The 10,293-nt window shown below is 63.0% G+C and carries 11 protein-coding genes; 4 read left to right on the top strand and 7 right to left on the bottom strand.

What is annotated here, in order from left to right; translation table 11 throughout:
- Window positions 1–501: 501 nt before the first annotated feature.
- Window positions 502–975 (bottom strand): hypothetical protein, encoded by a 474-nt coding sequence (locus tag V7P99_RS13830; protein ID WP_333795418.1) that lies wholly within the window; start codon window positions 973–975, stop codon window positions 502–504.
- Between the two features lie 402 nt (window positions 976–1,377).
- Here V7P99_RS13830 and queD point away from each other — a divergent pair, with 402 nt between their 5' ends.
- Window positions 1,378–1,740, top strand: coding sequence for a 6-carboxytetrahydropterin synthase QueD (gene queD / locus V7P99_RS13835; protein ID WP_333795419.1), 363 nt, complete (start codon window positions 1,378–1,380; stop codon window positions 1,738–1,740).
- Window positions 1,741–1,833: 93 nt separating this feature from the next.
- On the opposite strand, the gene V7P99_RS13840 is transcribed toward queD, so the two are convergent.
- Both V7P99_RS13840 and V7P99_RS13845 read right to left on the bottom strand, forming a co-directional pair.
- Window positions 1,834–2,577, bottom strand: coding sequence for a response regulator transcription factor (locus tag V7P99_RS13840; protein ID WP_333795420.1), 744 nt, complete (start codon window positions 2,575–2,577; stop codon window positions 1,834–1,836).
- Window positions 2,537–3,880 carry a sensor histidine kinase gene (locus tag V7P99_RS13845; RefSeq protein ID WP_333795421.1) on the bottom strand — a complete coding sequence of 448 codons (1,344 nt, stop codon included), beginning with the start codon at window positions 3,878–3,880 and terminating at the stop codon, window positions 2,537–2,539. Before V7P99_RS13845 ends, V7P99_RS13840 begins: the two co-directional genes overlap by 41 nt.
- Window positions 3,881–4,094: 214 nt before the next feature.
- Between V7P99_RS13845 and V7P99_RS13850 the strand changes: the two genes are divergently transcribed.
- Window positions 4,095–5,180 (top strand): GGDEF domain-containing protein, encoded by a 1,086-nt coding sequence (locus V7P99_RS13850; protein ID WP_333795422.1) that lies wholly within the window; start codon window positions 4,095–4,097, stop codon window positions 5,178–5,180.
- 83 nt (window positions 5,181–5,263) lie between these two features.
- Here V7P99_RS13850 and V7P99_RS13855 read toward each other — a convergent pair whose 3' ends face one another.
- A complete protein-coding gene (locus tag V7P99_RS13855; protein ID WP_333795423.1) occupies window positions 5,264–5,506 on the bottom strand; it encodes a hypothetical protein in 243 nt (80 codons plus the stop codon).
- Between the two features lie 190 nt (window positions 5,507–5,696).
- Window positions 5,697–6,065: a CBS domain-containing protein gene (locus V7P99_RS13860; protein WP_333795424.1), complete on the bottom strand. Its 369-nt coding sequence runs from the start codon at window positions 6,063–6,065 to the stop codon at window positions 5,697–5,699.
- A 327-nt stretch (window positions 6,066–6,392) separates the two neighbouring features.
- Between V7P99_RS13860 and V7P99_RS13865 the strand changes: the two genes are divergently transcribed.
- A complete protein-coding gene (locus tag V7P99_RS13865) occupies window positions 6,393–7,526 on the top strand; it encodes an amino acid ABC transporter substrate-binding protein (RefSeq protein WP_333795425.1) in 1,134 nt (377 codons plus the stop codon).
- A gap of 42 nt (window positions 7,527–7,568) precedes the next feature.
- Complete coding sequence (locus V7P99_RS13870) at window positions 7,569–8,813, top strand: L,D-transpeptidase family protein (protein WP_333795426.1); 1,245 nt, start codon at window positions 7,569–7,571, stop codon at window positions 8,811–8,813.
- A 12-nt stretch (window positions 8,814–8,825) separates the two neighbouring features.
- Here the strand turns inward: V7P99_RS13870 and V7P99_RS13875 are convergent, their stop codons facing one another.
- Both V7P99_RS13875 and V7P99_RS13880 read right to left on the bottom strand, forming a co-directional pair.
- Window positions 8,826–9,605: a cobalamin-binding protein gene (locus V7P99_RS13875; protein ID WP_333795427.1), complete on the bottom strand. Its 780-nt coding sequence runs from the start codon at window positions 9,603–9,605 to the stop codon at window positions 8,826–8,828.
- 11 nt (window positions 9,606–9,616) lie between these two features.
- A complete protein-coding gene (locus V7P99_RS13880; RefSeq protein ID WP_333795428.1) occupies window positions 9,617–10,189 on the bottom strand; it encodes a hypothetical protein in 573 nt (190 codons plus the stop codon).
- Window positions 10,190–10,293 lie beyond the last annotated feature (104 nt).

Genomic DNA, 10,293 nt, shown 5'->3' on the forward strand with positions numbered 1-10,293 from the left:
AGTCCTCTTCTGGGCACCACGGCTTTTCTAAGCCGTTGGTACGTCGTAAGTATTCAGCATCATTGAGAAATCGAGCATTGAGTGCTCCGCGGGCGCGCCCATGCCTCGTTGAAGGCCGCCCTTGATGGCGAGAGATCGCCCCCTCACGGACGCGAGTTGGACAGAGTGGGTTGCGGGTCATCCCGACCGGGCTCGCCGGGGTAGAACCTTTCGCCTTGGAGAGAGCGGCGCGTATTGGCTCCGCTCCGTAGCCTCACCGCGGATAATGAACGGAACGCTAGGGAGCGTTCACTTTTATCGGAAGCGGATCGCGCGACGTGAACACGCTCGAGCCGTTCCGCTTTAAGTGGAATCGAGGAACGGCTCTAAGCTTTTGTTTCCTCGTGCTTCTTATTCGAAAACCGGTTCCCACTTTTCCGGAAGCACTCTAAGTCTTTATTTGAGAGACTGATTCACATTCTAGGTGAATGCGTGTCCGCGCCCACCTCGAACGGTCAGGCTCTAGGGAGCGTTCCAGCCCTCGTGGTCGAAATGTTCTGCATAAACGTGAAGGGCTTGGTCGATCACCTCAAGACCATGCGCTGGATCGCCCTTTGTCGTGAGAAAGCCTGTGCCGTCCTGGAGTTCGCCGATCACTACGTGAAGGGTTTCGTCGGCCTCCTGGGGAAGCTTGCAGTTCTCTATGAGGTATTCGATCTGCTCCTCAATGCCCTTGGCGAACGCTTGCAACTCCGCCGTATCCGCCTGCGGAGACAATGCCTCCCGTAGTGTGCGGATGCGCTCCATCCCGCGGCGAAGGGGGGCGTCCGTCGCCCATTTGCGGCCGTGGTCCAGCTTCAGGTGATGCGCTCCATGATCATGGTGATGGACGTCGGCCAGCGCGGGGAAGTGCCCGAGGACGACACTGCCGGCACCAACCAGGAGAGCAGCGAGAAGCCCGAGGACCGTTTTTGGAGAAATGAAAAAATTTGTCATGGCGCGCTCTTATCTCACTCATGCCGGCTGTTTGCGGATGCGGCGTAGGTGATAGATAGGATACTCCGCTGGCTGGCGGCGTTGATTTTTGTCACCCGAGCATCGTGCGCAGGCGTGCGATCCATGGGGTCACGGGTTCCGAAACTGCGAAGGTTCCATCAGGCGTACGTGGCAGGGCTCTCACCGTCCCGCCCCTGCCGTGGTTGGGCACGGGTGCGGTCATTGGGCTGATATCCGCCGCTGGGCTCAGTAGCTATGCCTCCTGGAAGATGAGTTGCCGCCTCGCATCTTTTGCCATTTGAACCTGCGCGCTCCTCGGGTAATCGGTTCCACGTTTCCGCCAGCTTCTGAGGGATGGAAGAGGATAGCTGTTCAAGAGGCGGTTCAGAAGGACGTCACACCATGAGCGAGCGCGTTCGCATCGCTGCGACCTACAGTTTCGAGGCTGCACACTGGCTTCCTCATGTTCCGGATGGCCACAAGTGCAAGCGGATGCATGGCCACAACTATCGTATCGAGGTCTTGATCGAGGGCCCGCTGGACGCGCGCGGCTTCGTAGCGGACTACGCCGAGCTCGATGCAGCGGTTCAGCCGATTATCGACAGCCTGGACCACCGCTGCCTCAACGAGATCGAAGGCCTGTCGAATCCGACGAGCGAGGTCATCGCGTTATGGCTGCGTGACCGGATCAGGGCCGCGCTGCCCGGCTATGCGCCGAGAATCCGCGTCTGGGAGACGCCGCGCTATTGGGCGGAGGTCTCGTGAAAAGGACCGCTCCGGCCTGATCGGATTCGGTGCTGCTCGGGAGGCGGTTACGCTTGGACGCTCCTTGGCGTCCAGCTTCGTGGGCCGTCATCATCACCTGGATTCCGGCGACCTCAGTGGCGACAGAGCAGGAATACCTGTGAAGACGTATCCCGATCCGTAGACGGCCTTGAAAGGCGGAGGGTGGCAGCTTGCGGCTTCAATCTTGCGCCTGAGGCGTAGCACTACGGCATCGAGGTTCCGGGGATCGCCGCCCTGGCTCAGGTTGCTTCGCTTCTGGGGAATGTGGGGTGCAGCGATCAGCGGCTTGAGAAAGGCGATCTCCGTCGCCGTCAGCGGCACGACGTTCCCGTCGGGCGTCAAGAGCTGCCACAGCATTTCATCAAGGTGCCACGCGGGAGGCGCGGCTGCTGTGGACGCCGCCGAGGTAGGCTTCAGCCGGCGCAACAGATTGCGGCAACACGCTTCGATCTCCCGCAAGGATGTTTCCTTGACAAGGTAGATGTCCGCTCCGACGCTCCGCCCAGCAAGCCGATGCGCCTCGTCGCCCAAAGCGGTGAGCATGATGATGCCGACCGCCAAGTCGTATTTCTGGCGCGCGGCGGCGGCGATCGCGAATCCGTTGCCATCCGGCAAGGCGAGGTCGAGCAGGATGAGATCGGGCCGCGTGCGTTCAAGGAGAGCCAGACTCTCCCGGCATGTGGCCGCCTGATCGACCTGGAAACGGCGCGCTAGAAGATAATCGACGAGGTCGATCCGGAGTGCCGGCTCGTCCTCCACCACCAGGACGCGGCCATCATACTGCATGGGCTGCATGGGCTGCATGGGGGATTGCATACGCCGTTCCAGGGATCATGACCGTTGCAACCGTTCCGCCGCCTTCGCGCGGCTCCAGGGTGATGCTGCCGCCATGGCGTGAAGCAAGCCTGCGGACGGTGTAAAGACCCAGGCCCATGCCTGCCGTTCCGCGTGAATTGGGAGCGCGAAAGAACTTCTCGCCAAGTCGCATGCGGTCCTCCTCAGAGCCGAGGCCGACGCCTCGATCCTTTACCGTCAGGTAGATCCGGTCGTCCTCAGCATGGAGCGAGATGTCAACGGGGCTGTGTGGGGGCGAGTACTTGAGGGCATTATCGACGATATTGGAGAAGATGATCCCTATCATCTTCCTGTCTCCGGTCATGGTCAGCTGCTTCGGCAGGTCAAGCACGATGCGAGGTGACTCCGCAAGCGCTCTGATCTCCCGGATGAGGTCGAACCGTTCCAGTTTTTGCCCCGCCGCCTCGCGACGGGCATAGACGAGAAACTGCTCGACCAGAACACCCATGCGCGCCGCTGCCGATCGGATCTGTGTCACCCGCCTGGCGTTCGCCGGGCTCGCGATTGCAGGTTCTTCGCCGAGGAGCTCGCTCGAGCGCGAGACAATCGCCAGCGGGGTGCGCAATTCATGGCTCAGCATCAGAAGTTGAGCGCGCTCATCCTCGATGCGCGCCAAAAGCTCCGTTCGCAGCCGCACGCCGACCAGAATGGCCGTCATCACCCCTTTTACGAGGAACGATAGAAGGTGGAGAAGCAGGTAGATCTCCATAAACGGGTTGGGGTCGAAAAGGCTTCGCGGGGAGATCAGCCAGACCACGCTGCCGCAGATCGCGCAGGAGACTGCGATGAAGCACCACCACGCGACGATGACGCGCCGCAGGGGGCTTGGCAGTCCGCGATCCTGCAGGAACAGCAAGGCACAGCGCGCGTAGCAGACCGCGCCTACGAACGCCAAAATCGAGATGCGAAGCGTGACATCCTCCGGCCGGAGCCAGAGCAGTACGGGCCAACTGAGCCCTACGGTCACCAAGACAAGGGCCTGCGTGCGCCGCGGGGCGGGCAGCCCCAGAAACCGCGCGAACCCTTCCAGAATGAGCGCACCGCTCAGCGCCACCAGAAGGTTCCCGAACCATATGCCGAGAAACGGAGAGAGCCCCGGTAGGGCGACCCTCAGGAGCAGGCCCGTTCCTCTCGCGGCGAACGCCATCGCCAGGGGAAGCATTCCCGCCATCTGCCGCTGCGTCCGCCAGAGCAGCAGACCGCTCAGGCAGAACAGCACGTCTGCGAGGACGGAGATCACGAAGATGGTCTTGGCATCAAGCATGCGCGCGGATGCTTAAGCGCTTCGACCGGGGAAGCAAGATGCTTTGCCGCTAGTTTTCATCAGAATTGGTCAGAGAAAGTCTATATTGGTGCGTTTCCATTTGATGTTCTTTTGCTTATCGAATTATCGATTGGTTTTATTTCGTTATTTCTCGTGAAATCTAAAGTGGAATCGAGTACGGGCAGTGTTATTCGCATAAGCGCGCTCGGCTTGCATGCCCATGGTCTCTTTCTTTCATTCGTCGATCGGCCAAAAGATCGCGCTCGCTGCGGTTGCGGCCTGCGGTATCATTCTGCCGGCGTTTCTTGCATTCGTCTTGATCGATCTCGCGCCGCTGTTCGTACTGCGCACCATTGCGCACAGCGGCGATCTGATCGCGGGCGCACGCTACAATTTCGTCAGCATTCTCGTCCTCTGCGTGCTCGCTGTCGCGGCATGCGGCGGTATCTGGCTGTTGGCGCGCATGGTCACGCCGCTCGTTTCTCGGGATGAGCGCGCCGACGCGGATCGGGTGGCGGGAGCAAGCAAGACGTTGGGGCGAGAGCTCGCAAACGTGCTCGCCGTCATCCGTCGGGATATCGCAAACAAGGAGGCGTACGCGCGCTCCCTCGCCAATGCGCAGGCGCGCCTCGCGAAGCTTACGGAAGCGGAGCAGGTTCGTGTCGTCGTTAGCCTTCTCGTTGCGGAAAACGAGCGCATGCGCCGTGCCAGCGTGGATAATAGGAGAAAGCTCGAAGCCTGCGAGCGCGAGATTGCGTCTCTCGAGGCCAACTTGTGCCAGGCGGAGAAAGCGACGCTCAAAGATCCGATGACAGGCATCGGCAATCGCCGGCTTTTCAATGAGGCCATACAAAAGGCCGTCAACGAGAGCAACGCGCGTAAGACGCCGCTGTCGTTGATCATGTGCGATATCGACCATTTCAAGCGCATCAACGATACGTTCGGCCATGCCGTCGGCGACGAGATCATTAAGGCGCTGACGCGGATCATCGCATCGAGCGTTCGCGATGCGGACAGCGTGGCCCGGTACGGAGGGGAAGAGTTTGCCATCATCCTCAGCGGGATAGGAGAGCAGGCTGCCACAACGATGGCGGAGGGCATGCGACGCCAATTCGGGGCCAAGCAGTTCTCGATCCGCAAGACCAATCAGAAGATCGGCCGGGTTACGGCGTCATTCGGTGTGGTCGAGCATCGCCCGGGGGACGACGCGGAGACGTTCGTGCAAAGGGCAGACGCAAAGCTCTACGAAGCCAAGGCGCGCGGCCGCGATCGTGTTGCTGGCGGCGAGGATTACACGTGAGTGTCTGAAATTTGTGGGCTCGTGCGGGGAGTGACACGCATCGTCATGTCGGGTGCCGACGACCCCGATGGGATGTGAGGGCGTCACTCCCCTTTGTCGGACCGGGTCCATGCATTGTGCGGAGTTTCGTCGTGCTTGGTGCGATCGCTATGAAATAAGAGCGCCATCAGGCCGACGCCGAGGGCTGTCGCCATGGTGACGCCCAGCACGGCAGCGACCGTGCCGTGGAAGCCCAGGCCGTGGAAAATTCCGAAGTACCACATCCCAAGGTAGCCGACCGCCAGAAGAATGGTGCTGGCTACGATCATCACGCGTGTTTCGCTCATGGCACCGATCCGGTGAAGGGGCATTGGTGGATCGTAACACGATATAATTGGTGCGCATAGCGGCTCGCCGCTCAAGACCGGAGGTGCCGTTCTCGATCCTGGTCTCTGCGGTTGCGTTGCGGGGCTTGGGAAATGTTTCGTCTGCCCGGCCGGAATCTCGAGCCCCGGACAGACGGACGATGCTCGAATGCTACCAGATGCGTTCCGCTAGGCCCTCTTCTTCGTCCAGCCGGTCGATCTCCTGGCCCTTGAAATCGGCGCGTGAGACCACGCCCAGGATCTGGCCGCGATCGACCACCGGCAGATGGCGGAAGCCGCCGTCGCTCATCGCACGGAGCGCGTCGATCGCTTTCTGCTGGGGGGAGATCGTGACGGGGTGGGGTGTCATGGCGTGCTCGAGCGACGTACCGCCCCCTTTCCCGCCGGCGAGGAGCCGAACGGCGTCGCGGCCGGTGAAAATGCCGATGAGCTGCCGGTGCTGGTCGACGACGAGGACGGACCCGACGCGGCGCTCGCGCATGGCCTCGCAGGCTTTCTGTACGCTGTCGGTGGCTTGCATCCGGAGCGGTTCCTGATCACGGACGATGTATGCCATTCTGCGGTTGATCATCGTGCTACATGCCTTCTCGCCGTTGCCCGAACTCCACAGTCTAGAGCACGATCGTTCGGCACGGAATGCATTTCGCATGCGGAAGATCTCGCTCAATTCTGCTTTACATCAAGCGCCAGGGCGTCAACGGAGAGGAAGCCGATCCCGTCGCGTCCATCACTCGATGCGTGAAAGCGTCCATACGTCGCCCCGCAATCCTTTGGCTGTCGGGGCGAAATGGGTAAGCTCGCGCAGAAGTCTTTACAGACATGCAGCAGAGGACGAGGGAAGGGGCCAATGCTGAGACCCGGAGCGGAGCTTCTCGTTTCCGCCATGCTGCTTGCCGCAGCCTCACCCGCCGCGATCGCGTCGGCCAAGACCAGCGATGCCGCGCAAGGGGCGGTTCCGACCGTAGTGGCGGACGCCGCGCCCGCACAGACTGCAGCGCGCCCCGATACCGCGGCAAGCGCGTCGCCGGCGGTGGCGCGGAAGCTCGACGCCGTGCGGAGCCGCGGCAAGCTTCTATGCGGCGTGAACACGAGACTCCTCGGCTTTGCGGCCCGCACCGAAACCGGCGTCTGGGCTGGTCTCGACGTGGACTTTTGCCGGGCCTTGGCGGCGGCGGTTCTCGAAGACGCCGACAAGGTGGAGTTCATACCCCTCGAAACCAACGAGCGATTCGATGCGCTGAAGGACGGCAAGATCGACGTCCTTTCCCGCAGCACCACCTGGACCATGAACCGCGAGGTGGATCTCGGGCTCACCTTCGCCGGCGTGCTCTATTTCGATGGCCAGGGCTTCATGACGCGGGATGATCGGGGATTGGTTTCAGCCCAGCAGCTCGCTGGTTCCAAAGTTTGCGTCGAGGCGGGCACGACCACCGAAAAGAACATGGCCTACTTCTTCAAGGTGCAGCAGGTGGAGGCGGAGACCGTCAGCCTGCCAACGCGCGAGGAGACGCTCAAGGCGTATGCCGAGGGGACGTGCGACGCTTACTCGGGCGACCGCTCCGCGCTCTTCTCGGATCGTGCTTCGTTCGCGGAGCCGGCCGCGCACACGATCCTGCCGGAGGTGATCTCGAAGGAGCCGCTCGGCCCAGCTGTCGCGGGCGGGGATGAGGAATGGGCGGCGATCGTGCGCTGGACACTCGCAGGCCTCATCAATGCCGAGGAGGTCGGGCTGAATAGAACCTCGGCCGGTCAGGAGGCGCCTCTCGACGACGAGGCAAAGCGGCTCATCGACGGGGCCGGCGCGAGTGGAGAGAAGCTGCGGCTCGGCAAATCCTGGCTGCGCGCTGCTGTGGCCGCAGTCGGCAACTACGGTGAGATGTTCGAAGCGAATGTCGGCGGGGAAAGCCCTCTCGGCATGGAGCGGGGGCTCAACGCGCTATGGAAGCGCGGCGGCATCCTCATCGCTCCCCCGATGTGGTGACGGGCAACGCACCTTCGAAGATGTCCCGGATCTGACAGCGATATGCGTGAATTCCCTGTATTCTCCAATAAGCCGAGCCCGGCGATGGTGGCACTGCTGTCACTCGCGCTCCTGCTCCTCACCGGCGTGACAGCCGCCGAGGCGCAGCGGCAACGAAGTCTGCCGCCAGAGCCGAGTCGTGAGGCCTGGGTGAGCGTGTCCGCGATCGATCGGCTGAGCCGGGCGATCGATCGCTATCGTGACATCGTGGCTGCGGGCGGCTGGCCAACCCTGCCGGACCGCATCACGCTGAGGCTCGGCGACAGCGGCACCCATATCGCCACGTTGCGCCGCCGCCTCGAGATTAACGGAGACGTGCGGCCAGGGGGCGATCGCTATCAGTTCGATTCCGTGCTCGAAGCCGGCGTGAAGCGCTATCAGATCCGCAACGGTCTCGAGCCAACGGGGATCGTTTACGGCATCACGCAACGGGCGCTCAACGTTCCTGCCGAAACGCGCCTGCGGCAGCTCGAGCTCAATCTCACCCGCATGCAGGATTGGCTTCCGCGCGCGTTGGCGCCGCGCGTCATCCTCATGAACTCGGCGAGCTTCGAGCTGCAAGCGATCGCAAATGGTCGCGTGGAGGTGACGAGCCGCACGGTGGCGGGCAAGCGCGCGACGCCGACGCCCGTCGTCAGCAGCGCGATACGGGCGATCAACCTGCTGCCCTACTGGCACGTGCCCACGTCCATCGCGAGGGCGGCGCTCATTCCGGCCATTCGCAAGGATCCCTCCTACCTCTACCGCGAGCACATCCGTGTGTTCTCGTCCTTCGGCGGCGAGGAGATCGACCCCGCGGTCGTGAACTGGTGGGGGCCGGAAGCCAATCGCTACGTGTTCCGGCAGGATCCAGGACCGCACAACGCGCTCGGCCTGCTGCGCTTCGACATGCCGAACAAGCACATCGTCTACCTGCACGATACACCGATGCAGAGCCTGTTCCGCTCGTTCGAGCGCGCCTACAGCGCCGGATGTGTGCGGACGGAGAACTATCTCGAAGTAGCCGCGTGGATCCTGGCCGGTGAGGGCGGGTGGACGCGGCAGGCGCTCGAGGACGCGATCGCAGCCAGCCAGCGCAAGACCATCAAGGTCAGCCAGCCGGTGCCGGTGCATTTCATCTATCTCACGGCGTGGGAAGAGAACGGCACCGTGCAGTTCCGCAACGATCTCTACAACCTCGACGATGGCGCCCAGGATAGTGGCGGCGATGCCTCGGCAAGCGTGATGTCCATGCCGGTCGCGCCGTAAATCCCCAAGGATCTACGCAAGAGCGGCGCGGATGGCGTCGAGGCCATCGGTCAGCGCGGCCGGGCCCGGTTGGAGGATCAGCGGCGACTTGATCTCGATGATGCGCCCTGTTCGGATCGCAGGAATCGCGTTCCAGCCCTCGCGGGCCGCGAAGCTGTCGCGGCGCACCTTCCGGCCGCACCAGGAGGCGAGAACGATCTCCGGGCTGCGGGCGATCACCTCCGCGCTGGTCACGATGCGATCTTTCGCTTCAGGGCGTGCGCGCAGCTCGGCGAAGATATCGGTGCCGCCTGCGATCTCGATCAGCTCCGACACCCAGCCGATGCCCGAGATCATCGGATCGTCCCATTCTTCGAAATAGACGCGCGGACGTGCGGGGCGCCGGCTGCTTTCCGCTTTGACTTGGTCGAGGCGCGCTTCGAGCGAGCGTGCGAGCGCGTCCGCTTTCTCAGGGCATCCGATGAGGGCGCCGAGCGTGCGGATCATGGCGAAGATGCCGGCGAGATCGCGCTGGTTGAAGAGGTGGACGGCGAGCCCGGCGCGCGCGAGTTCGGGGATGATCGGGCCCTGGATGTCGGAGAAGGCCAGGACGAGATCCGGCTTGAGCTCCAGGATGCGCGCGACGTCGGCCGAGAGGAAGGACGAGATGCGCGGCTTTTCCTTGCGCACCCGAGGCGGGCGGACGGCATAACCCGAGACGCCGACGATGCGGTCCTCCTCGCCGAGGAGGTAGAGGGTCTCTACGGTCTCCTCGGTGAGGCAGACGATCCGCTCGGCCGGATAGCGTCGCAAGAGCGCGCTGACTAGGCGGAGAGGCTCGCGCTGGGTGCTTCGACCGGTTTCACGAGCGACAGTGCGACGGCGGCACGATGGATGACGAGGAAGCCGACATAGGCCACGGCGTTGATGGTCAGCACCTCGCCCACCACGGCGAGCGAGAAGGTGTCGCCGGTGTAGGCCGTCGCGACGCCGAAAGCATAGAGGCCGACCTGATAGACGACGAAAGCGGCTGCGAATGCGACCGCGGCCGCGATCAGGGCGGAGCCGGTGCGCGGGGTGGCGGCCGATGCCGCAAGATAGCCGAGCACGGTGGCAGCACCGATGGCGGCGCCCCAGGCGTACGTGTCGGGCGTATGCGGGTAGCTGAGCAGGACGAAGCCCACGGCCTGATTGAGAACCCAGACCGCAACGACGAGGATCAACCCTTCGGTGCGATTGAGGGTCAGCGCTGCCAGGGCGGCGACTGCGGCAAGCGGCGCGACGCAGGCGAAGCCGTAGCTGCCGATCACCGTCAGCGCAGCTATGAGTGCGATCCAAAGACCGGCACCCGAGGTTGCCGGCGTGCGTCCGTTCGCGGCTACAGCGTTCTCGGTCATCGTTTCATTCCTTGTCTCGTGTTCTGGCGGCCCGGCGGCAGACGGGGAGGCCCATTCAACTTACGGATAGTGCTCTCAGGGGACGTGTCAATCCCAATACGGTT

Origin of the sequence: Hyphomicrobium sp. (assembly GCF_036780825.1) — a bacterium.
Taxonomy (GTDB): domain Bacteria; phylum Pseudomonadota; class Alphaproteobacteria; order Rhizobiales; family Hyphomicrobiaceae; genus Hyphomicrobium_C.

Bases quoted from the DNA above. Each gene is read 5' to 3' on its own strand.
- V7P99_RS13830 (WP_333795418.1), bottom strand. From the start codon at position 975: ATGACAAATTTTTTCATTTCTCCAAAAACGGTCCTCGGGCTTCTCGCT.
- V7P99_RS13865 (WP_333795425.1), top strand. From the start codon at position 6,393: ATGCTGAGACCCGGAGCGGAGCTTCTCGTTTCCGCCATGCTGCTTGCC.
- V7P99_RS13855 (WP_333795423.1), bottom strand. From the start codon at position 5,506: ATGAGCGAAACACGCGTGATGATCGTAGCCAGCACCATTCTTCTGGCG.
- V7P99_RS13840 (WP_333795420.1), bottom strand. From the start codon at position 2,577: ATGCAATCCCCCATGCAGCCCATGCAGCCCATGCAGTATGATGGCCGC.
- V7P99_RS13845 (WP_333795421.1), bottom strand. From the start codon at position 3,880: ATGCTTGATGCCAAGACCATCTTCGTGATCTCCGTCCTCGCAGACGTG.
- V7P99_RS13880 (WP_333795428.1), bottom strand. From the start codon at position 10,189: ATGACCGAGAACGCTGTAGCCGCGAACGGACGCACGCCGGCAACCTCG.
- V7P99_RS13850 (WP_333795422.1), top strand. From the start codon at position 4,095: ATGCCCATGGTCTCTTTCTTTCATTCGTCGATCGGCCAAAAGATCGCG.
- queD (WP_333795419.1), top strand. From the start codon at position 1,378: ATGAGCGAGCGCGTTCGCATCGCTGCGACCTACAGTTTCGAGGCTGCA.
- V7P99_RS13870 (WP_333795426.1), top strand. From the start codon at position 7,569: ATGCGTGAATTCCCTGTATTCTCCAATAAGCCGAGCCCGGCGATGGTG.
- V7P99_RS13860 (WP_333795424.1), bottom strand. From the start codon at position 6,065: ATGCAAGCCACCGACAGCGTACAGAAAGCCTGCGAGGCCATGCGCGAG.